This window comes from Nocardiopsis sp. NPDC006832, assembly GCF_040635885.1.
In the GTDB taxonomy this organism is placed as follows: Bacteria; Actinomycetota; Actinomycetes; order Streptosporangiales; family Streptosporangiaceae; genus Nocardiopsis.
Window position 1 is genome coordinate 1 of the sequence record NZ_JBEYLC010000005.1, and the last position, 22,654, is coordinate 22,654.

The following is a 22,654-nucleotide window of genomic DNA, read 5'->3' on the forward strand; positions in this document are numbered from 1 at the left end:
ATGCAGGTGCTGTGCTCGACCCATAACCGGCTCAAGCACCGGTTGCAGGCCAAGGTGAACCGGCAGATCTGGGAGCACCACCACGCCCAGAACCGACAGGACACCGAGACCAGCGGATCCGGGGATGGTGAGGGGGAGCCGGCCCCAGCCACCTCCCCCTAACCACCACCCGCTTCCACGACCATGCGTTCCCGCCAGGTGGAACCCCACCCCGCCGAGAACACCCCGCCGCGACCACCCCGGTTGGGTGTCAGACCCCAAGGGCCCTGTGCCCTGTGGGGATATCGGCATGCCCAGGGGCAGAAACACCGCGAACCCCCGCCCAGAGCCATATCCCGGGGCCGGAGTGGCTCCCATCGGGGGTCTCGGCGCCACTGCCACCACAGGTACCGGCTCCCGCCCCAGGTACCGGCCCACCGGCACCACCAACCCCGTGCAACCCCGTGTTGTCTCTCCATCATGATGATCTTGCTCCTAGCGCCATGTTGGGCGCCCAACATGGCGCTACGAGCAAGATCATCGCTGAGAAGACCAGAGCCGGCCACCGCGAGGACGCGCCCCGCCCCGTGCCCCACCTGTAGCGGGCCCTTCGTGACCCGACCCGTCACGTAGTGGCGACGCGCCCCACGAGGACACCAGAGGGAAGGGAAGGCATCCGGCCGCCTGCGGCCGGACCGGGCCCCCGGGGGCCCGAAGGGCCCGGGGCCGTTGGGACCTCAACCACTCTCCCCCTTCCCCGATAGCCGCCAAACCGCCGCCCGTGCCGCACGGGTCAAGGCCACCAGCCACAGCGTCACAGGACTCAACATTGCCTTGACGCGTGCGGTGCGGGCGGCAACAATCACGCGGCGGGGAAGGAGGGAGAACCCACCCCCACCCCGCCCAACAACCCCAAGGAACTCGACCCCAGGCGCCCCACCAGCAAAAAATTCCCATCTGCACCAAGAACAGCCCCGTTGAGCCCCAGGCCCATCCGGGCTAAGCGTTACAGGACAGAACGTTGTTGCCAGAACTGCTGCCAAAGCGAAGACCGTCAGGCCGTGGTCGGCTCGCTCATGCCTTGATCTCTCGGAGGCTCGGGACCTTGGTCAAGAGGAGCAGTGCTTCCCACAGGCGAAACCGCTCGGTCATCGTGGGGACTGTGTCGAGGACCGGGCCGAAGAATGTCCGCTGTCCTCCGTCTGGCGCTGTAATGGCCATGATCGGCGTACCTATTTCAGCGTCGATGCGGTCGACGCCGTCACGGTGGGAGGCACGTAGCTCGGCATCGTAGTCGGTGGACGTGCCGGCTTTCACGAGTTCGACAGACAGACCGGTGCGTTGCAGCGCCTCACCGAGTTCACCGAGCCATTGCCGTTCGGTGCCATCTGGGTTGGTCCAGAGTGCGTCGTAGAAGGCACCGAGCGATTCGTGTCCGTGCCTGGTCTGGACGGCTGCGGCAACACGTGCGGGGATCCAGAGGTAGCCGTGGGGATCGCCCTCAGGATCGTCGTCGCGATGTTCGTTGAGGATCGACAGACTCATGACACGCCAGTTCACTTCGAGCGGCACTTCGTCGGCGATCTGGGTGATCCAGCGTGCGGTGTGACGGGTGAGCGGGCAGGCGGGATCGAGCCAGAAGTCCACGACCCAACCGGTCTGGGCATCGGTAACGGTCGTTCCTGCGGTTGTGGTGCTCATGTCGTTCTCCTACCTGGGCGGTAATACCCGGGTCCATCCCCGCGTGCACGGGGAGCAGGACTCGTTGACCTGCGGGTTCATCCGGCCCACCGGCCCGAATCCGCAACCGGTCGAGAAACAGACAAACCAGACACCGAACCTCCGCAGTCGCTCCGAAAGACTCACCCAGGTTCCCGGCCGGCACAAGACGGCCGGGAAACCCTCGATCACCCCTACTCACCTACTCCCCTGGCCAGAGGAAGCGTTGGGCTTTCGCCCAGGGGGAGCTTTCCTCCTCTGGAAGATAGGTGCGTGTTTCAAAGGAGTCGACGACCACCTGACGCAGCTCGGGCAGACCTCCCTGAACAGCCCCCACGGCCCGGGCCTGCACCAACAGGTTCCCCACGGCGGTGCCCTCCGCCGGTCCCGCGATCGCCGGCAGGCCGGTGGCCTCGGCGGTGAGGCGACACAACAGCGTGTTCCGCGACCCTCCCCCGACGATGTGCACCACCTCGACCTCTTGGCCTGACAACTCGGCGGCCTGTCGCACGGCCCGACGGTAGGCCAGGGCCAAGGAATCCAGCACGCACCGCACCACCTGAACAGGGTCGCCGGGAGGGGGCCGGCCGGTCTCGGTGGCGAACTCGGCGATCCTGGCCGGCATGTCACCGGGTGGCGCGAACCGGGGGTCGTCCACGTCCACCACGCACCTCAGCTTCGGTAGACGAGCCGCTCGCTCCAACAGGTCGGCCAGATCCACGTCGAGGCCTTGGTCCCGCCAGGTGCGCAGGGACTCCTGAAGCAACCACAGCCCGGTCACGTTGCGCAGGTAGCGCACGGTCCCGTCCACACCGAGTTCGTTGGTGAAGTTGGCCTTCCTCCCCTCTTCGGAGAGCACCGGACGGTCCGACTCCACTCCCACGAGCGACCACGTGCCCGAGGAGATGTAGGCGAAGCGCGAGGTGCGCGCGGGTACGGCCACCACGGCGGAGGCGGTGTCGTGGGAGCCCACCGCGACCAGCGGCGTCCCGCGATCCCTCACCGGGCCGATGATGTGGCCGGGGTCGATCAGGTCGGGGAGCAGGTTCCTCACGGGAACCCCGAAGGCATCCTCCAACAGGTTCAGGCAGGCTTCGGCCCAGCGACGCCCCTTCACGTCCACCAGCCCGGTGGTGGAGGCGTTGGTCGACTCCGCCACCTTTTGGCCGGTCAGCCAGTAGGCGAACAGGTCCGGGATCAGTAGCAGGTCGCGTGCGGCCGCGAGCTGGGCGCTTCCGGCGGCGGCCACGAGCTGGAAGACGGTGTTGAAGGGCTGCACCTGTAGCCCGTTGACGGCGTACAGGTCCGCGGCGCGGAGGTGCTCGAACACCCGCTCGGGCACACCGTCGGTGCGCCGGTCCCGGTAGTGGACGGGGTTGCCCAGCAGTGCGCCGTCGGCGTCGAGCAGGCCGTGGTCCACGGCCCAGGAGTCGATGCCGACGGAGGCGAGTGGGCCATGGTCCCGGGCCGCTTGTTCCAGGCCGGTGACGGCTCCGGAGTACAGCGACAACACGTCCCAGTGCAGTCGTTCGCCCACGGCCACCGGGGTGTTGGCGAACCGTGCGGTCTCCTCGGTGCGCAGGGCACCGTCGCGCAGGTTGCCGGTGATCACCCGACCGCTGGAAGCGCCCAGGTCGATCGCGGCGTGCGGTCCCACCGCGCTCACCGCAGGAAGGCGGCGGCGACCCCGCCGTCGACGGGCACGTGCAGGCCGGTGGTGTGCGCCAGTTCCCCCGCGGTGAGCGCGAACACCGCGTTGGCCACGTGTTCGGGCAGCACCTCACGACCAAGGAGAGTGCGCTTGGCGTAGAAGGCGCCCAACTCCTCTTCGGGCACCCCGTACACCTTGGCGCGCTGGGCGCCCCACCCGCCGGCGAAGATGCCCGAGCCGCGCACCACACCGTCGGGGTTGACGCCGTTGACCCGGATGGCGTGCTCGCCCAGTTCGGCGGCGAGCAGGCGCACCTGGTGGGCCTGGTCGGCCTTGACGGCGGAGTAGGCGATGTTCTTGGGCCCGGCGAACACCGCGTTCTTGGAGGCGATGTAGACGATGTCGCCGCCCATGTCCTGCTCGATCATCAGGCGCGCGGCCTCTCGGGAGACCAGGAAGGACCCCTTGGCCATGACGTCGTGCTGGAGGTCCCAGTCGCGTTCGGTGGTCTCCAGCAGCGGCTTGGAGATGGACAGTCCGGCGTTGTTGACCACCAGGTCCACCCCGCCGAAGGCCAGGGCGGCGGCGCGCGAGGCCTCGGCCACGGCGTCGGCGTCGCTCACGTCGCAGCCCACCCCGACGGCGGTGTCGGCACCACCGAGTTCGGCCGCGACCTCGGCGGCCTGATCGGCGTCCAGGTCGGAGACGACCACGCAGGCACCCTCGGCGGCCAGGCGGGTGGCGATGGCCTTGCCGATACCGCTCGCGGCACCGGTGACCAGGGCGACCCGGCCGGCCAGGGGTTTGGGCGCGGGCAGCCGTTTGAGCTTGGCCTCCTCCAGTGCCCAGTACTCGATGCGGAACTTCTCCGACTCCTCGATGGGCCGGTAGGTGGACACGGCCTCGGCGCCGCGCATCACGTTGATGGCGTTGACGTAGAACTCGCCGGCCACGCGCGCGGTCTTGGCGTCCTTGCCGAAGGAGAACATGCCCACCCCGGGCACCAGGACGATGGCCGGGTCGGCGCCGCGCATGGCCGGGCTGTCGGCGGTGGCGTGGCGTTCGTAGTAGGCGCGATAGTCCTTTCGGTACTGCCGGTGGAGTTCGCGCAGACGCTCGACGACCCGTTCCAGAGGTTCGGTGGCCGGCAGGTCCAACACCAGGGGGCGGACCTTGGTGCGCAGGAAGTGGTCGGGGCAGGAGGTGCCCAGGGCGGCCAGTCGGGGGTGTTCGGCGCGGGCGAGGAAGTCCAGGACCTCCTCGCTGTCGGTGAAGTGGCCGATCTGTCGGTGGTCGGTGGAGGCCAGACCACGGATCACCGGGGCCAGGGCGGCGGCGCGCCGGGCGCGTTCGGTCTGCGGCAGCGCCTGGTGTTCGTCCAGGACCGGGCCGAAGGGGCCGGGGCGGCCGCGTTCGGCGAGGAAGGTCTCGGCGGTGCGGATGACCTCCAGGGAGTTGGCCTCGCACTGCTCGCTGGTCTCGGCCCAGGTGGTGATGCCGTGTCCGCCAAGGATCGCGCCGATGGCGTTCGGGTTCTCTTCGGCGATGCGGGCGATGTCCAGCCCGAGTTGGAAGCCGGGCCTGCGCCAGGGCACCCACACCACGCGGTCGCCGAAGCACTCGCGGGTCAGTCGTTCACCGTCGGCGGCGGTGGCGAGCGCGATCCCGGAGTCGGGGTGCAGGTGGTCCACGTGCGCGGCGCGCACCAAGGCGTGCATGGCGGTGTCGATGGAGGGCGCGGCCCCGCCCTTACCGAAGAGACAGTGGTCGAAGGCGGCGACCATGTCGTCCTCGCGTCCCTCGCCCGGGTAGACGTCCACGAGGGCGCGCAGGCGGTCCATGCGCAGGACGGCCAGACCGTCCTCGGTGAGGGTTCCCAGGTCGCCACCGGAACCCTTGACCCACAGCAGGTCGACGGGTCGGCCGGTGACGGGGTCGGTGGCGCTGCCCTCGGCGGAGGTGTTGCCGCCCGCGTAGTTGGTGTTACGCGGGTCGGCACCGAGGGCGTTACTGCGTGCGATGAGCTGGGCGACGACGGGATCGGACACGGTGTTTCCCTGTTCTGTGTCGTGGTGTGTCGGTCGTGCCGGCCGGTCGGGGCCGGTCATGCGCCCCATCCGGCCTGGGTCCCGCCCTGGCGTTCGCCGGCGACGCGCTCCACGTACCCGGAGGCGGCGTGGGCGGCCATGGGGTCGGGGTGCAGGCCCTGTTCCTCGCGCAACCCGGCCAGGAGGGGGCGCACGTCGGTGTTGTAGGCGTCCATCAACGCGGCGTTGGCGCCCAGCACGTCGCCCGAGGCCTGCGCGACGGCCAGGGCCTCGGCGTCCACGAGCAGGGCCTTGGCGGTGGCCTCCTGCACGTTCATCACCGAGCGGATCTGTCCGGCGATCTTGGGTTCGACGTTGTGGCACTGGTCGAGCATGAACGCGACCTCGGTGTCGGCGGCCAGGGCCCCGCCGCGCACCACCTCGTACATGATGCGGAAGAGCTGGAAGGGGTCGGCGGCGCCGACCATCAGGTCGTCGTCGGCGTAGAAGCGCGAGTTGAAGTCGAAGGCGCCGAGCTTCCCGGCGCGTAGCAGGAACGCGACGATGAACTCGATGTTGGTGTGCGCGGCGTGGTGGCCGGTGTCCACGCACACCACGGCCCGTTCGCCCAACTCCAAACAGTGGGCGTGGGCGGTGCCCCAGTCGGGGACGTCGGTGGCGTAGAAGGCGGGTTCGAAGAGCTTGTACTCCAGCAGGATCCGCTGGTCGCCGCCCAATCGGTCGTAGACCTCGCGCAGCGCCTCGGCGAGACGGTCCTGGCGGGCGCGCAGGTCGTCCTGGCCAGGGTAGTTGGTGCCGTCGGCGAACCAGAGCTTGAGGTCGCGCGAGCCGGTGGCGTCCATGACGTCGACGCATTCCAGCAGGTGGTCGATGGCCTTGCGGCGCACGCGGGCGTCGGGGTTGGTGACGCTGCCGAGCCGGTAGTCGTCGTCCTGGAAGACGTTGGCGTTGATGGTGCCGATGGCGGTGCCCAGGTCGCGGGCGTGGGCGGCCAGGGCGGAGTAGTCGTCCACCTCGTCCCAGGGAATGTGCAGTGCGACGGTGGGGGCGACCCCGGTGTGGCGGTGCACTTCGGCGGCGTCGGCGATCTTCTCCCAGGGGTCGCGGGGCACCCCGGGTTGCGCGAACACCTTGAATCGGGTCCCGGAGTTACCGAAGGCCCAGGAGGGAAGCTCGATGTGCTGGCGGCGCAGGACGGCGAGGGTATCCGGTGTGACCACGATGGGGGCTCCGTTCGGTGGGGTGGGATCGCGGAGCTCGCGATCATTGAATCGTTTCATTCAAGTATCGCCGAAGCTATCCCGGCACCTGGAAGGGTGTCAACGGTCATCCTCATCCACCCTGGTTACAACGTTTTACCCATCGATCCGAAAAGAGGGCCGGGGCTCCTGCCCCGACCCTCTCCCGGTCCTGTGGCCTGTCTATCCGCGCCCGGCCAGGGTACGGCTGCGCCCGCGGAACTCGGCGACGATCTCCTCGCCCCGGCGGACGGTCACGTCGTAGACGCCACTGCGCCCGAAGACCACACGCTCCTCAGCGGTGGCCACCAACACGTCGCCTTCGTGGGCCGGAGCCACGAACGTGACGTCGGCGCCGGAGGCCACGGTCACCCCTCCACCGTCCACGTTGCACGCGCACGCGAACGCGGTGTCGGCCAGGGTGAACAACAACCCTCCGTGGGCGATGTCGTAGCCGTTGAGCATGAGCGGGCCGACGACCATCTCCACCACCGCACGCCCATCGGTGGCCTCCACCAGGCGCATGCCCAGGTTCTTGGAGGCACGGTCGGCCTCGAACATCCGCCAGGCGGTCTCGTTGCGCCCCTTGGGCGTCTCCGCCCCGCTCATGAGTCGAAGTCCACGGTCACGGCGTCGGTCACCGGCAGCGACTGGCAGGCCAGCGCGTACCCGGCCTCCACCTCGGCGGGGGTGAGCGCGTAGTTGCGCACCATCTGGACCTCACCACCGCACACCTTGACCCGGCAGGTCCCGCACACCCCGCCCTTGCAGGCGAAGGGAACGTCGGGACGGTAGCGCTGGGCCGAGTCCAGCACAGGTACCCCTTGGGGCAGGGTCAGCGTGGTGGTGCGGCCGTCCAACACGACGGTGACCTCGCTGGCGGGTCCCTCGACCTCGGGGTCCTCGTGTCGGGCCTGGGGCGGTGGTTCGGCACCCTCGACGAAGAACAGCTCCTGGTGGACGCGTTCGCCGTCCACCCCGTGTTCGGCCAGCACCCGTTGGGCGTCGGTGACCATCGTGTAGGGCCCGCACAGCCACCAGTGGTCGACACCGTCCGCGGCGATGATGGTCGACAGCAACGCGTCGAGCTTGGCCCCGTCCAGACGCCCGGTGAACAGCTCCGACTCTCTCGGCTCACGCGAGAGCACGTGCACCAGCTCCAGCCGTGGCCCGAAGGCGTCCTTGAGGTCGGCCAGCTCGTCGGCGAACATCACCGTGTCGCTGCGGCGGTTGCCGTACAACAACGTGACGTGGGAGCCGGTGCGGCGCAGCAGCGAAGCGGCCATGGACAGCACCGGGGTGATGCCTGAACCCGCGGCCACCAGCACGTGCCGGGCGGTCTCGGTCAAATCGGGGCTGAAGCGGCCCGTGGGCGCGCCCACCTCGATCTCGTCGCCCGCGCGCACCTCGCGGACCAGCCAGGTGGAGAACAGGCCGTCGGCGACCAGACGCACACCCACGCGGGGCGCCTCGCCCACCGGGGCACAGATCGAGTAGCTGCGACGCTCCTCCACACCATCGATCACACGACGCAGGGTCAGCGACTGCCCGGGGGCGAACGCGAACACCTCGGCCAGATGGTCGGGGACGTCGAAGGTGACGGCGACGGCGTCCTCGCACAGGCGCTCGACGGCGGCCACGCGCAGCCGGTGGAACGCCGCCCGGCCGCGTCCGGCGGCGGGGGCGGTCTCGGTGACGGGTGTGGTCACGGTCAGATCTCCTTGACGTGCTCGAACGGTTCGAGGCAGGAACGGCAACGGTGCAGCGACTTGCAGGAGGTCGCGCCGAAGCGGGACAGTTCCTCGGTCTGTGCCGACCCGCACAGCGGACAGCGCGGGACGGTTCGGGTGGGCAGCAGGGTGAGGGGGACGGGGCCGGCGGGCCGCTCGGGCGCGCCGCCGGGCGGCGAGATGCCGTGCTCGGTGAGCTTGCGCCTCCCCTCCCCGGTGATCCAGTCGGTGGTCCAGGGCGGGGAGAGCGTGGTGCGCACCCGCACCTGCTCGAACCCGGCCGCGCGCACGGCCGTGTCCACGTCCACGCGCATCTCGGCCAGGGCCGGACAGCCCGAGTAGGTGGGGGTGATCCACACCTGGGCGGCACCGTCCTCGGTGATCTCGACCTCGCGCAGGATGCCCAGGTCGGCCAGGGTCAGCATGGGAAGTTCGGGGTCGGTGACCGCGGCCGCCGCCGCCCACAGGCGACGATGTTCCTCGGTCCGCGATGTGGTGGCTACCATGTCGCCTCCGGGTGCCTGCGGGCCACCCGCTGGAGTTCGGTCAGCAGGGGCGCCAGTTCGTCGGTGTGCCGGCCCTCGCGCCCGGCCGGCTCGGCCTCGGGGAAGGACCCGGGCGCCTCCAACGTGGCCGCGGTCAGCACCTGGTCCAGGACCTGGTGGACCTCCTCGCGCACCGTGGCCGGGTCCACCGCCACCCCTTGGTCGGCCAGGGCGGCCTCCACCGGGTGGGTGGCGAAGAGTTCGCCGGTCAGCGGCCACACGTCGGCGACCGCTCGGGCCATGCGCTCGTGCGAGTACTCGGTTCCATCACCCAGGCGCAGCGCCCAGGAAACCGCGTACTCGCGGTGGTAGGCGACCTCGTTGACGCCCTTGGCGGCGATGGCGGACAGCACCGGGTCCCCACTGTCGGCCAACCGGGTGAACAGGGCCAGTCGCCAGGTGGAGAGCACGAGCAGCGTGGTCACGCACCGGGCGAAGTCACCCCGCGGGGCCTCGGCCAGGTGCACGTTGCGGAACTCCTCGGGGTCCCGGTGGTAGGCGAAGGCGTCCTCGTCGCGCCCGGTCCCGTCGGCCTGGCCGGCGCGGGCCAGCAGCAGACGGGCCTGACCCAGCAGGTCCAGCGCGATGTTGGCCAGGGCCACCTCCTCCTCCAGTTCGGGGGCGTCGGTCACCCAGTGGACGAGCCGCTGCGCTTGGACCAGGGAGTCGTCGCCGAGCATCTGGCAGTACAGGGCCAGGTCATGGCCGTCCACCCCCGTGGGAAGGGTGGTGTCCACACCCGCGAGCGCCTCGGTGAAACCGGTACCGAAGGCCCAGCGGGCGTCGCCGTCGTGTTCCTCGGTCAGGCCGGTGAAGATGTTGTCGCCACTCATGTCGTTCCTTTGAAACCTCGTTCGTCCCCGTGTGTTCGCGCTAGATGTGCGGGACGTCCTCGGGGATCGGGTAGAAGGTCGGGTGGCGGTAGACCTTGTCACCGCTGGGCTCGAAGTAGGGGTCCTTCTCGTCCGGGCTGGAGGCGGTGATGTTCTGGGCGAGCACCACCCAGATGCTCACGCCCTCGTTGCGCCGGGTGTAGAGGTTGCGGGCGTTGTGCAGGGCCATCTCGTCGTCGGGGGCGTGCAGGGAGCCCACGTGGACGTGGTTGAGGCCGCGCTTGCCGCGCACGAAGACCTCGTACAGGGGCCATTCGGGCCGGGCCGGGCCGGTGCCGTCGGTGTTGCTCATGCCGCGACCTCCCGGACGCTCTTGTGCTTGTCGGCGTAGGCGGTGGCGGCCTCGCGGACCCACGCACCGTTGTCGTGGGCGGCGCGACGCCGCTCCACACGCTCGGCGTTCTTGGGGCCGTTGCCCGAGATGACCTGCTTGAACTCGTCCCAGTCCGGTTCACCGAAGTCGTAGTGGCCGCGCTCGTCGTTCCAGGCCAGTTCGGGGTCGGGCAGGGTGACGCCCAGCTTGTCGGCCTGCGGGACGGTCATGTCGATGAACTTCTGGCGCAGGTCGTCGTTGGTGTCGATCTTGATGCCCCAGTCCAGCGACCGCCGGGTGTTGGGCGAGTCGGCGTCGGGCGGGCCGAGCATCATCAGGGACGGCCACCACCAGCGGTCCACGGCCTCTTGGACCATCGCGCGCTGGCCCTCGGTGCCGGCCATCATGCGCATGAGCAGTTCGTAGCCCTGCCGCTGGTGGAAGGACTCCTCCTTGCAGATGCGCACCATGGCGCGGGCGTAGGGGCCGAAGGAGGTGCGGCACAGCGGGACCTGGTTGCAGATCGCGGCGCCGTCCACCAACCAGCCGATCACACCCACGTCGGCGAAGCTCAGCGCCGGGTAGTTGAAGATCGAGGAGTATTTCTGGCGTCCCTCGATCAGGCGCTCGGTGAGGTCGGCGCGGTCCACGCCGAGGGTCTCGGCGGCCGCGTACAGGTACAGGCCGTGTCCGGCCTCGTCCTGGACCTTGGCCAGCAGGATGGCCTTGCGGCGCAGGCTGGGCGCGCTCGCGATCCAGTCGCCCTCGGGCTGCATCCCGATGATCTCCGAATGCGCGTGCTGGGAGACCTGACGGATGAGGGTCTTGCGGTAGGCCTCGGGCATCCAGTCACGCGGTTCGACGCGCTGGTTGGCCGCGATCCTGGCGTCGAATTCCGCCTGGAGAGCCTCGTCGGCGCCGGGGGGCGCTTCCTGGGCCGTGGTCGACATTGATCATTCCCCATTCATAACCGAACGTTCGGTCAGTAATTAGTATCGCCGGATGTAGTGGTCCGATGCAAGGGGTGCGCGCCACGAAGACCGGCGCGCACCCCGCGGGGGACTACTTCCCGGTGAAGGTGGGCTTCTGCTTGGCCAGGAACGCGTTGACCGCGCCCACGTGGTCGGCGGTCTCCCCCAGCTGGTTCTGCAGGTCCGCCTCCTCCTCCAGCAACTCCGCCACTTCGAGGCCGCCCTCGGCCGCCGAACGCACCTCGCGCTTGGCCGCCACGAACGCGGCGGTGGGTCCTGAGGCCAGCTTCCGGGCCACCTCGTGGGCGCGCGTCTCCCAGTCCTGGTCGTCCACCACCTCGGTGACCAGACCCAGCTCCAAGGCTCGGTCCGCGACCATCATGGTGCCCAGCAGCATCAGTTCCATCGCCCGGGCCTGACCCAGAGCACGCACCAGACGCGTCGCCAACCCCGAGTCCGAGGCCAGACCGACCCCGGTGAAGGCGGTGCCGAACTTGGCGCGGCGGGCCGCCACCCGCACGTCACCGGCCAGCGCGAACCCCATGCCGGCGCCCACGCAGGCCCCGCCGATACCCACCACGAGCGGTACCTGGATACGCTCCAGGCCCAGCACGATGGGGTTGTAGTGCTCGCGCACCGTGTCCAACGCGCCCGGGCCGGAGGGGTCCTCCAGCAGACGCGCGTGCTCGGCAAGGTCCTGTCCGACGCAGAACGCCTTGTCCGACCCCAGGAACAGCACCGCGCGCGCGGTGGTGGACTCGGCCGCCCGGTTCACCGCCTCCAGCAGCTCCTCCTTGACCCGAATGGTCAGCGCCGGGGTGTTCAGCCGGATCGTGGCCAGCCCGTCGGCCTCCTCGAACCACGCCGCCCTGTCTTCGCTCACGCCTTGTCTCCCTCGTCCCAGATGTGGAAGCCCTCGCCGCTCTTGCGGCCGAGCCTGCCCTCGGCGACCTTACGGCGCAACAGCTCCGGAGGAGTGAACCGGTCCCCCAGTTCGGCGGCCAGGTACTCGGCGATGGCCAACCGCACGTCCAGTCCGACCAGGTCGGTGAGCTTGAGCGGCCCCATCGGGTGGCGGTAGCCCAACTCCATGGCGGTGTCGATGTCGGCGGGCGAGGCCACGCCCTCCTCGACCATACGGATCGCCTCCAGGCCCAGGGTGACGCCCAGACGGCTGGTGGCGAAACCGGGTGCGTCGCGCACCACGATCTCGGTCTTGCCCAGGGCGTCGGCCCAGCCGCGCACCGCATCCAACACGGCCGGGTCGGTCTCGGGCGCGGTGACGATCTCCACCAGCTTGGAGGCCGGGACCGGGTTGAAGAAGTGCGTGCCCAGGAATCGGCTCGGACGCTTGAGCGCCGCGGCCAGTTCGGTCACCGATAGCGAACTGGTGTTGGAGGCCAGAACGGTCTCCTCGCCCACTACCGCCTCGGCGGCGGTGAGCACCGCGATCTTCAGCTCGGGCCTCTCGGGCACCGCCTCGATGACGATCCCGGCCTCGGCGGGGATGTCGGCGGTGTCGATGACCACGTCCATCCGGGCCAGGTAGAGGGTGGGTTCGAGGTCGATCTTGCCGCGCTCACGCGCCTTGTCCAGCCCGGCCGCGACCCGACCGCGGCCCGCCTCGGCCGCCTCGACGGTGGCCTCGACCAGCACCACGCGGGCGCCGGCCATGAGGAACTGCTGGACGATGCCGGCACCCATGGTGCCGCCGCCGACGACGGCCACGATCTCGGGTACGCCCCGTGGGGTGATCTCGGTCAACGCTTCTTCCTCTCCAGGAAACCGGTCATACGCTCGTGTTTGTCGGCGCTCTCGAACAGCACCGCCTGGGTCAGGTCGTCGGCCAGCGGGTGCACCCCGTCGGCGTCCAGGACCATCTTGGTCATGCGCAGGGCCATCGGCGAGGAGGCCGCCATACGGTCCAGCAGGGCGTGGGCGCTCTCGCGCAACTCCTCGGAGGGGACGATCCGCGCGATGAGCCCGTGACGCAGCGCGGCCTCGGCGTCCAGCCGGAAACCGCCCAGCAGTACCTGTTTGGCCACCGAGGCGCCCACCAGTTCCTTGAGCCGCCAGCACGCGCCGGCGCCCGCGATGATGCCCAGGCCCGGCTCGGGTTGGGCGAACACCGCGGTGGGGGTGGCGACGCGGATGTCGCAGGCATAGGACAGTTCCGCGCCGCCGCCCAGCGCCCAACCGTCGACCGCCGCCACGGTGGGCGCGGGCAGTCGGTGCAACCGCTCGAACAGGCGACTGTTGATCCCGGCCAAGGCCTCCTCGCGGCCGCGTTCGCGCAGCTCGGAGATATCGGCGCCGCCCGCGAAGACCGTGCCGTGCCCGGTCAGCAACAGGGGTTTGGGGTCGGCCTCCAGTTCGGCGCACACCCGGTGCAGTTCGGCGATCATCCGCCCGTTGATGGCGTTGCGGGCCTCGGGGCGGTGCAACTCCACCACCGTGCGGTCCTCGCGCCGCTCCACCAGCAGGGTCTCGAAGTCCTCGTCGTTCTCGCTCATACTCGCTCCACCAGGAGCGCCGCGCCCTGACCCACGCCCACGCACAGGGTGGCCAGGCCACGCCGCGCGTCCTCGCGTTCCATGCGGTTGAGCAGGGTGACCAGGATGCGCGCACCGGAGGAACCCAGCGGATGGCCCAGCGCGATGGCGCCGCCGTCGGCGTTGACACGGTCCTCCTGCAGGCCGAGTCGGCGCATCACCCCCAGCGACTGTGCCGCGAAGGCCTCGTTGAGCTCGATCGCGCCGACCTCGTCCAGCTTCCACCCGGCCCGGTCCAGGACCTTGTGGGTGGCCGGGACCGGGCCCAGACCCATCACCTGGGGTGCGACGCCGGCCGAGGCCGAGGAGACCACACGTGCGCGGGGAGTGAGACCGTACCGCTCCACCGCGTCCGCGCCGGCCAAGAGCAGGGCGGAGGCGCCGTCGGAGAGGGAGGAGGAGTTGCCCGCGGTGACGATGCCGCCCTGGCGGAACACCGGGCGCAGCCTGCCCAGGCTCTCCATGTTCGAACCCGCGCGCGGCCCCTCGTCGGCGGTGACCTCGTGGGTCGCGCCCTTGCGACCGTGCACGGTGACCGGGACGATCTCGCCGTCGAAGCGCCCTGCCTCGGCCGCGGCGATGGCGCGCTCGTGGCTGCGCAGCGCGAAGGCGTCGCACTCCTGGCGGCTCAACCCCTCCAGACGCGCGACCTCCTCGGCGGTCTCGCCCATGGACAGGGTGTAGCGCAACTCGTCGGGAGAGGCGTCCTCGGACACCTGGGCGTCGGCCTCGGCGAAGCGGGGGTTGGTGAAGCGCCAACCCAGGGAGGTGTCGGCGACCTCGCCCGGCTTGGCCCACGGGGTGCCGGGCTTGGCCATCACCCAGGGGGCGCGGGTCATCGACTCCACGCCGCCGGCGACCACCACGTCGGCCTCACCCGAGCGGATGGCCTGGGCCGCGGAGGAGACGGCGGTCAGGCCGCTGGCGCACAGCCGGTTGACGGTGTAGCCGGGCACGCTGGGGTCCAGGCCGGCGAGCAGGGTCGCCATGCGCGCCACGTTGCGGTTGTCCTCGCCCGCCTGGTTGGCGGCGCCGAGGATGACCTCGTCGACGACCTCGCCGGGTACTCCGCTGCGGCGCACGACCTCGGCCACGACCCGGGCGGCGAGGTCGTCGGGACGGACTGAGGCGAGGGCGCCCCCGTACCGGCCTTGAGGGGTGCGGACCCCGTCGACCACGTAGACGTCGCTCACGAACGGCCTCCCATGTTGCGCGCGGTGGCGTGCGCCACCGCGTGGTGTGAACTCATCGACACATCTCCTTGACACGGCAGGTCGGAGACTGGATAAATGCATTAGTAACCGACCGTTCGGTCAGTAAGCAAGTCGGTCCGGCCCTTGACAGGGCCGACCCACACCCGTCACCGCGCGGCGGACCGCCCACCCACCCAGGCCTTGGGCCTGCGCGGGCCACCGCGCACCGTACCCGGAGAGGCCCATGGCAAGCCAGGACACCACCACGCAGCCGGCCGGCACCACGATCCCCCGACGACTCGGGCAGGCACCCGCGCCCGAGTCGCTCGACCCGGCCGAACGCATGAGCGTCGACGAGCTCCGCGCTTTGCAGCTCGACCGCCTGCGCTGGACCCTGGAGCACGCCTACACCAACGTGCCCCTGTACAAGCGCAAGTTCGACGAGGCGGGCGTCCACCCCGAGGACCTCAGGACGTTGGAGGACCTCGCCCTCTTCCCCCACACCACCAAGGCCGACCTGCGCGACAACTATCCCTTCGGCATGTTCGCCGTGCCCCAGGACCGGATCAGCCGCATCCACGCCTCCAGCGGCACCACCGGCAAACCCACAGTGGTCGGCTACACGCGCGAGGACATCGACACCTGGGCCGAGGTCGTGGCCCGCTCCATCCGCGCCGCCGGCGGACGCCCCGAGCACAAGGTGCACGTCTCCTACGGCTATGGCCTGTTCACCGGTGGCCTGGGCGCCCACTACGGCGCCGAGAGGCTCGGTTGCACCGTCATCCCCGCCTCCGGTGGCCAGACCGCCAAGCAGGTCCAGCTCATCCAGGACTTTCGCCCCGAGATCATCATGATCACCCCCAGCTACATGTTGACGCTGTTGGACGAGTTCGAGAATCAGGGAATCGACCCGCGTTCCACCTCTCTCAAGATCGGTGTCTTCGGCGCCGAGCCCTGGACCGAGAAGATGCGCCGCGAGATCGAGGACCGTTTCGACATCAACGCCGTGGACATCTACGGCTTGTCCGAGGTCATGGGCCCGGGCGTGGCCAACGAGTGCGTGGAGACCAAGGACGGCCTGCACGTCTGGGAGGACCACTTCTACCCCGAGGTCCTGGACCCCATCACCCAGGACGTCCTGCCCGACGGTGAGAACGGCGAACTGGTCTTCACCTCGCTGACCAAACAGGCCATGCCGATCATCCGCTACCGCACCCGTGACCTGACCACCCTGCGCCCGGGCACCGCCCGCCCCATGCGTCGCATGGACAAGGTCACCGGCCGCAGCGACGACATGATCATCCTGCGCGGGGTCAACGTCTTCCCCACCCAGATCGAGGAGATCGTGCTGGGCCTGGACGGTCTGGCGCCGCACTTCCAGCTGGTGCTCACCAAGGAGGGCCGCCTGGACCGCATGGCCGTGCGTGTGGAGGCGGCACCCGACTGCACCTCCGACCGCCGAGTGGTCCTGTCCCGCGAGATCACCGCCACCATCAAGGACAAGGTCGGGGTCAGCGTCACCGTGGACGTCGTCGACCCCGAGCGGATCGAACGCTCCGTGGGCAAGTTCCGCCGCATCATCGACCAGCGTCCCCAGGACTGACACCCCGACCCTCTGGGTCCCCGGCCCCACGACGCGTCCTACCGGGTCAGGCCCTCACCCTCCACCAAGGGAAGCGCGCGCCCGCCCACGTGGACGTACTCGTGCCCCGGCTCCAAGGCGTAGAAGGTGACGGGGACCCAGGTGCGCTGTTCCTCGGGACGGAACAGGTAAGCGTTTTCACGCAGCGGTGCCAACGGATGGGCCTTGGGCGGCTCGGGTGCGATCCCGGTCAGTCCGCCCAGGTCGACCACGCGCAGCACGAGCCGTTCACCGGTGCCGCGCACCTCCAGTCGCTGCACGGCGTTGCGATAGGCCCCCAGCAGCGGCAGGTCCTCGGCGTCCGCCACGGGTCCGGGTTCGACCGCGGGGACGGGCGCCGGACGGATCCGCACCCGCGCCACCTCCTCGAACACCTCCGCGTACAGCTCCTGATACAGGTCACGGGCCTGGCCGCCATTGGTCAGCAACGTCACCGCCAGGCCGGCCTCCGGGAACAGGCGCAGGAACGCCGACTGTCCGATGGTGTTGCCGTCGTGCCCCACCAACCGGTACCCGTCCCAGCCGTAGCGGATCCAGCCCAGGCCCCAGGAGTCGCCCAGGGTGTCGGGATCGGGCAGGTCCACCGAGTGACGCGTCATGGCCTCGGCCGACTCCGACGAGAGCACCCGTTCGCCCCCGGCCGTGCGGCCACCGCGCAGGTGCGCCGCGGCGAAGGTCAACACGTCAGCGGCGTTGGCGTGCACCAGCCCCGCGGGCCCCATCGAACGGGTGATGCCCCACACCGGGACCGGCACCGCGCCGGTCGGATCCACGACGTGCCCCACCGCGGCCCCGTGCAGCACCGCCTCCTCCGGCAGGGTCCCGGCCCGGGTCAGCCCCAACGGGGTGTACAGACGCTCACGCATGGCCTCGTCCCACACCCGCCCGGTGAGCTTCTCGATGATCCGGCCCAACAGCGGGAACCCGGAGTTGCAGTAGGAGAAGGTGGCGCCCAGCGGATGGGTCGGTTCCGAGTCGCGCAACCGCTCCACGTACCGTTCCAGGGCGTCGTCGCCGCGCCCGGTGTCGGTGAACAGGTCACCGTCGATACCGCTGGTGTGGTTCAGCAGGTGACGAACGGTGATCCGCGCGGCGTGCTCGGGGTCGGCCAGACCGAACTCGGGCAGCACCTCGACCACCGGGGTCTCCAAGGAGAGCAGCCCCTCGTCGACCAGACCCAAAACGACGGTGGCCGTCCAAACCTTGGTGATCGACCCGATCTGGAACACCGAACCGGTGTCGACGGCGTGCCCCGTCCCGACGTTGAGCACACCGTGCGCGACCTCGACCACCTCGTCGTCACCATCGGTGCCCAGGCGCAGGATGCCGAGTTGGGCTCCGGGCACGCCGTGCCGTTCGGCCAGCGCCGCCAGCCGTTCCCGCCAGTGGTCGATGTCGATGGGTCGGTGCGTGTGCGTGGTCAACCCGCTCCCCTGTCCCTTTGTCGAAGAATCCCGTGCGAAGGTCCGCCGTCACGATAGAACCCGCCACCCCGCCCGACAAGGGTCCTGGCCCGCACCACCGACCGAGGCCCGATTGTGCATCTGCCCATCACCGGGCCCCGGATCCAGGGTGAATCGTCATTGAGCCCGAGGTCACACACCCTGCAACCTGGAGGGAAGCCCGAACGCACCCCATCTGGAGCCCTGCCCGCATGCTCGACCTCAAGCTCACCCACGCGCGTGTGCGCACCCTCGACGACAACCACCCCCGCGCCACCACCGTGGGCATCGTCGGCGGCCGTATCCTCGGCCTCGACGACGACGTCGCCGAGCTGCCCGCCCGCACCGAGGTCGACTGCCAAGGCGCCACGCTCGTCCCCGGTTTCTCCGACGCCCACAACCACATGGCCTGGTTCGGACAGTCCCTGGGCGAACTCCCCCTGGAGAACGCCGCGACCCTGGACGAGCTCTACGACGCCGTCGCCGCGAAGGCCCCTACCCTGGGCGAGGACGACTGGATCGTCGGCTCCGGCTACGACGACACCGTGCTCGGCGCCCACCCCGACCGCCACGCCCTGGACCGGGCCGCGCAGGGACGTCCCGTCTGGCTCAAACACCGCTCCGGCCACATGTGCACGGTCAACAGCGCCGTCCTGCGCCTGGCCGGTGCCGAGAACGCACCAGACCCCGAGGGCGGCGTCATCGTCCGCGACGCCCACGGCACCGCCACCGGACTACTCCAAGAACGTGCGCAGGAACTGGTCACCGCCCTGGTGATGCCCTACCCCGTCGACGAACTCGCCGACGCCCTGGGCCGGGCCTCCCGCGTCTACGCGGCCGAGGGCCTCACCCACGTCGTCGAAGCAGGCATCGGCCACGGACTCGTCGGCCGCTCCCCCGTGGAGGCCGCCGCCTACCAGCGCGCCCGCGACCTGGGGATCCTGCTGCCCCGTGTGGAGCTCATGGTCGCCGCCGACAACCTCCACCCCCTGGCCGCCCACCCCGACGACGCCGTCACCACCGGCATCGACCTGGGTCTGCGCACCGGCTTCGGTGACGACCGGTTGCGCCTGGGACCCATGAAGATCTGGCTGGACGGCTCCCTCATCGGCCGCACCGCCGCCGTCACCGAACCCCTGTGCGGACACGGTCACGGCGTCTACCAGAACCCGCCCGAACAGATGCACGACCTGGTCGTGGCCGCCCACCGCTCCGGCTGGCGGGTGGCCGCCCACGCCATCGGCGACGACGCCATCGATCTGGCCCTGGACGCCTTCGAGGAGGCGCAACGCCGCCACCCGCGCCCCGACGTACGTCACCGCGTCGAGCACGCCGGGATCGTACGCCCCGACCAGCTCCCCCGCATGGCCGCGCTGGGTGTGGTCCCCGTGCCCCAACCCCGCTTCCTGCACAGCGTCGGCGACGCCATGGCCACGTCCCTGGGCCCGGACCGGGTCCCCTGGCTCTACCGCCACCGCTCCTTCCTCGACCATGGCATCCGCGTCCCGGGCAGCTCCGACCGCCCCGTCGCCCCCGGCGCCCCGCTCCTGGGCATGGAATCGATGGTCGAACGCACCACCTCCGGGGGCGCCGTCCTGGCCCCCGACGAACGAGTCACCCCCGAACAGGCCCTGCGCGCCTACACCCTGGACGCCGCCTGGGCGAGCCACGACGAACACCGTCGTGGCAGCCTCGCCCCCGGCCGACTCGCCGACCTGGTCATGTTGGACCGCGACCCGGTCGAGACCGCCGACCAGGGCATCGGCTCGATCGACGTCCTCGCGACCCTGGTCGACGGCCGCCCCGTCCACGGCGCCGACATCCTCGGCCCGCCCGACCGTCACACCGCGAACCACGGCCACTGACGGTCGCACGATCCCGTACTTCGAACGACCGCGCCCCGTCCCGGGCGCGGACCTTCCGATTGGAGAGAATCCCACCCATGCGTGACCTCGATTCAGGGGCCGCCCAGGAACCGGAGCCGACCGGCTCGGCGGTGGTCAAGGAACGCGAAGCGGGCAAGATCGCCTTCGCCGCCTTCGTCGGCACCGCCCTGGAGTGGTACGACTACTTCCTCTTCGGCACCGCCGCCGCCCTGGTCTTCAACCGTCTGTACTTCACGACGTTGAACGCGACCGCGGCCACCCTGGCGGCCTTCGCCACCTTCGGTGTCGGCTTCGTCGCCCGCCCCCTGGGCGCCGTCCTGTTCGGCTGGATGGGCGACCGCATCGGCCGCAAACCCGCCCTACTGCTCACGGTCGTGGCCATCGGCACGGCCACCGGACTCATCGGCGTACTCCCCGACTACGCCTCCATCGGTATCGCCGCACCCCTGTTGTTGGCCCTGCTCCGGCTGATCCAGGGCGTCGCGGTGGGCGGCGAATGGGGCGGCGCGGTCACCATCGCCGTCGAACACGCCCCGCCCGAGAAGCGCGGACGCTACGCCGCCCTGCCGCAGATCGGCTCCCCCGTGGGCACCCTGCTCTCCTCCGGCGCCTTCGCCCTGGTCCTGATGATGCCGCCCGACCAGTTCGACTCCTGGGGCTGGCGCCTGCCCTTCCTGGCCGCCTTCCCCCTGCTGCTGGTCGCCGTCTACATCCGCCGCAAGGTGGAGGAGTCCCCCGTCTTCGAAGAGATGGAACAACAGCAGGAACGCTCCAAGGTTCCGGCCCTGGACGTGTTCCGCCAGGCCTGGGGCCGGCTGCTGATCGCCATCGCCTCGGCCATGCTCGGCGTGGGCGGCTTCTACGTGATGACCACCTTCGCGATCAGCTACGGCACCGACACGCTCGGGCTGCCGCGTCAGCTCATGGTCAACGCCACCCTGATCGCCGCCCTCGCCCAGATCGCCGTCATCCTCGTCTTCGGTCGCCTGGCCGAACGGATGGGCCCGGGCCGGGTGACCATGTGGGGCGGCCTGGCCACGGCCCTCATCGCCTTCCCGGTGTTCTGGCTGATCGACACACGTTCCCCCGTCCTGGTCGTGCTGGCCGTGGCCACCGGGGTGGCCGTGTTGTCCATCGCCTACGCGGTCTCCGGAGCCCTGCTCACCGAACTGTTCCCCGCCAGGCTGCGCTACAGCGGGGTGTCCCTGGCCTACAACCTCGCCGGAGCGCTCAGCGGCTTCCTGCCCTTCATCGCCACCGCGTTGCTGAACAACGCGGGCGGTGGTTCCTGGGTGGCGGCCCTGCTGCTGGCGGGCATCGCCCTGGTCACCGCGTTCGGTGGGTTGTACGGCGAACGGCTGCGGGTTCGCGACGAGGTCGTGGTGCGCTGACCCCGACCGCACACGCGTGGGCCCCGACCGGAAACGCTCCGGCCGGGGCCCACCCGCTCTCAGTTCGACGCCGCGGGGTCGTAGGTACCCGTGGAGGTCAGCCCACCCACGCCCAGGCGACGCACCACCTCGGTCAGCATCGCCGTCCCGGCCACCAGGTCCGCGTCCTCGGTGTACTCGCCCTCATTGTGGGAGACCCCCTCCACCGACGGCACGAAGAGCATCACCGTGGGCACCCGCGCCTTCATGTTGATCGAGTCGTGTCCGGCCACCGTCCTGACCTCGCGATGGCTCAACCCCAGACGACGCGCGCCGCCCCTGGCCAGCTCCACCCCCTCGGGCTGGTAGGGGTCGATCCCCCAGGCGTGGGACAACTCCAGTTCCACCGACACCGACGCCGTCTCCTCCACCGCCGCGACCCGCTCGCGCAGCAATCGGTCGGCCTCGGCCAGCACCCCCTCGTCCTCCGAGCGCAGGTCCAGCAGCAACTCGGCGCGCGAGGCCACCACCACCGGCGAGTTCGGATACACGTCCATGCTGCCCACGGCCGTGTGCAGCGCGCCGGGGAAACGGTCGGCCAACTCACGGGCGGCCACCACCAGCATCGAGGCGCCCAACAACGCGTCCCGACGGTCGCCCATCACGGCCGCGCCCGAGTGCGCCTGCTCCCCACGCACCACGATCCGATACTTACGAGCCGCCCAGCAGGCCGCCACCAGCCCGATCGTGGTCCCGGAGTCCTCCAACACCCTTCCCTGCTCGACGTGGATCTCGGCGCAGAACGCCGCCTCGGGGCCGTCGTCCTCGCCGAGGAGACCGGTGTCGGCCAGGGCCTCGGCCACCGACACCCCGGCCCGGTCCCGCACCGCCAACGCCGTCTCCAACGGCATCCTGCCGGTGTACACGGCACTGCCCATCATGGACGGGGCGAATCGGGAACCCTCCTCGTTGAACCAGTTGACCACCGCCAGGTTGTAGACCGGGTCCACTCCCTCGGCCGCGTCGTCACGGGCCGCACGGGCCACGGCGTGCACCGCGGCCAGGACACCGTAGGCCCCATCGAAGCGCCCCGCCGTGGGCTGGGAGTCCATGTGGGAGCCGACCACCACGTAGGGCGCGCCCGGAACCCGTTCCACCAACCCGAACTGGTTGCCCACACGATCGTGGACCACCCGCATCCCGTGTCCGGTCAGCAGCTCCGACAGCCACCGGCGCTGGGCGATGTCGGGTTCGGTGGCCGCCTGCCGGTCCACCCCGCCCGAAGGGGTGGCCCCAAAGGCGCTCATGGCCTCGAAATCCGCCAGAAAACGGGTGTCGTCGCTGTTCAAGGGGTGAACCTCCCGGGTGAGACGTGATGCGCCCCGAACTCGTGCACGGGGCTCCGTCCATCCTGGGCACACCCGCCGGTCCCGCTCAATCGTCATCCACCCACGTTTTCCCAGCGGTGCTGTGCACATGACC

Annotated in this window: 19 protein-coding genes; 3 read left to right on the forward strand and 16 right to left on the reverse strand. The window is 70.2% G+C overall.

Features of this window, described 5'->3' with window-relative positions:
* Positions 1-1,053 precede the first annotated feature (1,053 nt).
* The 14 genes from ABZ717_RS03690 to ABZ717_RS03755 form a co-directional block, all read right to left on the reverse strand.
* The gene (locus tag ABZ717_RS03690) at positions 1,054-1,680 is read right to left on the reverse strand and encodes a disulfide bond formation protein DsbA (protein WP_358505046.1); all 627 of its coding nucleotides are present in this window, start codon (positions 1,678-1,680) and stop codon (positions 1,054-1,056) included.
* Between the two features lie 220 nt (positions 1,681-1,900).
* Positions 1,901-3,355 (reverse strand): rhamnulokinase family protein, encoded by a 1,455-nt coding sequence (locus ABZ717_RS03695; RefSeq protein ID WP_358505418.1) that lies wholly within the window; start codon positions 3,353-3,355, stop codon positions 1,901-1,903.
* A 5-nt stretch (positions 3,356-3,360) separates the two neighbouring features.
* Complete coding sequence (locus tag ABZ717_RS03700) at positions 3,361-5,466, reverse strand: bifunctional aldolase/short-chain dehydrogenase (protein ID WP_358505049.1); 2,106 nt, start codon at positions 5,464-5,466, stop codon at positions 3,361-3,363.
* On the reverse strand, positions 5,454-6,617 hold the full coding sequence (rhaI, locus tag ABZ717_RS03705) for an L-rhamnose isomerase (protein ID WP_358505051.1): 1,164 nt from the start codon (positions 6,615-6,617) through the stop codon (positions 5,454-5,456). Before rhaI ends, ABZ717_RS03700 begins: the two co-directional genes overlap by 13 nt.
* Before the next feature lie 201 nt (positions 6,618-6,818).
* Positions 6,819-7,244: a hydroxyphenylacetyl-CoA thioesterase PaaI gene (paaI, locus tag ABZ717_RS03710; RefSeq protein WP_358505054.1), complete on the reverse strand. Its 426-nt coding sequence runs from the start codon at positions 7,242-7,244 to the stop codon at positions 6,819-6,821.
* Positions 7,241-8,344: a 1,2-phenylacetyl-CoA epoxidase subunit PaaE gene (gene paaE, locus ABZ717_RS03715; protein WP_358505057.1), complete on the reverse strand. Its 1,104-nt coding sequence runs from the start codon at positions 8,342-8,344 to the stop codon at positions 7,241-7,243. The genes paaI and paaE overlap by 4 nt, the downstream gene beginning before the upstream one ends.
* A gap of 2 nt (positions 8,345-8,346) precedes the next feature.
* On the reverse strand, positions 8,347-8,871 hold the full coding sequence (paaD, locus tag ABZ717_RS03720) for a 1,2-phenylacetyl-CoA epoxidase subunit PaaD (RefSeq protein ID WP_358505060.1): 525 nt from the start codon (positions 8,869-8,871) through the stop codon (positions 8,347-8,349).
* Positions 8,865-9,743 carry a 1,2-phenylacetyl-CoA epoxidase subunit PaaC gene (gene paaC / locus ABZ717_RS03725; protein ID WP_358505063.1) on the reverse strand — a complete coding sequence of 293 codons (879 nt, stop codon included), beginning with the start codon at positions 9,741-9,743 and terminating at the stop codon, positions 8,865-8,867. The genes paaD and paaC overlap by 7 nt, the downstream gene beginning before the upstream one ends.
* Positions 9,744-9,783: 40 nt before the next feature.
* Positions 9,784-10,095 carry a 1,2-phenylacetyl-CoA epoxidase subunit PaaB gene (paaB, locus tag ABZ717_RS03730; RefSeq protein ID WP_358505066.1) on the reverse strand — a complete coding sequence of 104 codons (312 nt, stop codon included), beginning with the start codon at positions 10,093-10,095 and terminating at the stop codon, positions 9,784-9,786.
* Complete coding sequence (gene paaA, locus ABZ717_RS03735) at positions 10,092-11,066, reverse strand: 1,2-phenylacetyl-CoA epoxidase subunit PaaA (RefSeq protein WP_358505069.1); 975 nt, start codon at positions 11,064-11,066, stop codon at positions 10,092-10,094. Before paaA ends, paaB begins: the two co-directional genes overlap by 4 nt.
* Positions 11,067-11,178: 112 nt before the next feature.
* On the reverse strand, positions 11,179-11,970 hold the full coding sequence (locus tag ABZ717_RS03740) for an enoyl-CoA hydratase-related protein (protein ID WP_358505072.1): 792 nt from the start codon (positions 11,968-11,970) through the stop codon (positions 11,179-11,181).
* Positions 11,967-12,851: a 3-hydroxyacyl-CoA dehydrogenase family protein gene (locus ABZ717_RS03745; protein ID WP_358505075.1), complete on the reverse strand. Its 885-nt coding sequence runs from the start codon at positions 12,849-12,851 to the stop codon at positions 11,967-11,969. The genes ABZ717_RS03740 and ABZ717_RS03745 overlap by 4 nt, the downstream gene beginning before the upstream one ends.
* Positions 12,848-13,600 carry an enoyl-CoA hydratase/isomerase family protein gene (locus tag ABZ717_RS03750; RefSeq protein WP_358505078.1) on the reverse strand — a complete coding sequence of 251 codons (753 nt, stop codon included), beginning with the start codon at positions 13,598-13,600 and terminating at the stop codon, positions 12,848-12,850. Before ABZ717_RS03750 ends, ABZ717_RS03745 begins: the two co-directional genes overlap by 4 nt.
* Entirely contained in the window at positions 13,597-14,832 is a 1,236-nt protein-coding gene (locus ABZ717_RS03755) for a thiolase family protein (RefSeq protein ID WP_358505083.1), read from the reverse strand. The genes ABZ717_RS03750 and ABZ717_RS03755 overlap by 4 nt, the downstream gene beginning before the upstream one ends.
* Before the next feature lie 244 nt (positions 14,833-15,076).
* Between ABZ717_RS03755 and paaK the strand changes: the two genes are divergently transcribed.
* Complete coding sequence (paaK, locus tag ABZ717_RS03760) at positions 15,077-16,435, forward strand: phenylacetate--CoA ligase PaaK (RefSeq protein WP_358505086.1); 1,359 nt, start codon at positions 15,077-15,079, stop codon at positions 16,433-16,435.
* A gap of 38 nt (positions 16,436-16,473) precedes the next feature.
* Here paaK and ABZ717_RS03765 read toward each other — a convergent pair whose 3' ends face one another.
* Positions 16,474-17,898, reverse strand: a complete 1,425-nt coding sequence (locus ABZ717_RS03765) for a serine hydrolase domain-containing protein (protein ID WP_358505089.1) — start codon at positions 17,896-17,898, stop codon at positions 16,474-16,476.
* A 230-nt stretch (positions 17,899-18,128) separates the two neighbouring features.
* Here ABZ717_RS03765 and ABZ717_RS03770 point away from each other — a divergent pair, with 230 nt between their 5' ends.
* Both ABZ717_RS03770 and ABZ717_RS03775 read left to right on the forward strand, forming a co-directional pair.
* The gene (locus tag ABZ717_RS03770) at positions 18,129-19,781 is read left to right on the forward strand and encodes an amidohydrolase (RefSeq protein ID WP_358505092.1); all 1,653 of its coding nucleotides are present in this window, start codon (positions 18,129-18,131) and stop codon (positions 19,779-19,781) included.
* Between the two features lie 77 nt (positions 19,782-19,858).
* On the forward strand, positions 19,859-21,193 hold the full coding sequence (locus tag ABZ717_RS03775; protein ID WP_358505095.1) for an MFS transporter: 1,335 nt from the start codon (positions 19,859-19,861) through the stop codon (positions 21,191-21,193).
* A gap of 59 nt (positions 21,194-21,252) precedes the next feature.
* Here ABZ717_RS03775 and ABZ717_RS03780 read toward each other — a convergent pair whose 3' ends face one another.
* A complete protein-coding gene (locus ABZ717_RS03780; protein ID WP_358505098.1) occupies positions 21,253-22,521 on the reverse strand; it encodes a M20 family metallo-hydrolase in 1,269 nt (422 codons plus the stop codon).
* Positions 22,522-22,654 lie beyond the last annotated feature (133 nt).

Excerpts from the sequence above, each read along its gene's own strand:
- ABZ717_RS03690 (WP_358505046.1), bottom strand. The coding sequence starts at position 1,680 with ATGAGCACCACAACCGCAGGAACGACCGTTACCGATGCCCAGACCGGT.
- ABZ717_RS03700 (WP_358505049.1), bottom strand. The coding sequence starts at position 5,466 with ATGGGGCGCATGACCGGCCCCGACCGGCCGGCACGACCGACACACCAC.
- paaI (WP_358505054.1), bottom strand. The coding sequence starts at position 7,244 with ATGAGCGGGGCGGAGACGCCCAAGGGGCGCAACGAGACCGCCTGGCGG.
- paaD (WP_358505060.1), bottom strand. The coding sequence starts at position 8,871 with ATGGTAGCCACCACATCGCGGACCGAGGAACATCGTCGCCTGTGGGCG.
- paaC (WP_358505063.1), bottom strand. The coding sequence starts at position 9,743 with ATGAGTGGCGACAACATCTTCACCGGCCTGACCGAGGAACACGACGGC.
- paaB (WP_358505066.1), bottom strand. The coding sequence starts at position 10,095 with ATGAGCAACACCGACGGCACCGGCCCGGCCCGGCCCGAATGGCCCCTG.
- paaA (WP_358505069.1), bottom strand. The coding sequence starts at position 11,066 with ATGTCGACCACGGCCCAGGAAGCGCCCCCCGGCGCCGACGAGGCTCTC.
- ABZ717_RS03750 (WP_358505078.1), bottom strand. The coding sequence starts at position 13,600 with ATGAGCGAGAACGACGAGGACTTCGAGACCCTGCTGGTGGAGCGGCGC.
- paaK (WP_358505086.1), top strand. The coding sequence starts at position 15,077 with ATGGCAAGCCAGGACACCACCACGCAGCCGGCCGGCACCACGATCCCC.
- ABZ717_RS03770 (WP_358505092.1), top strand. The coding sequence starts at position 18,129 with ATGCTCGACCTCAAGCTCACCCACGCGCGTGTGCGCACCCTCGACGAC.
- ABZ717_RS03775 (WP_358505095.1), top strand. The coding sequence starts at position 19,859 with ATGCGTGACCTCGATTCAGGGGCCGCCCAGGAACCGGAGCCGACCGGC.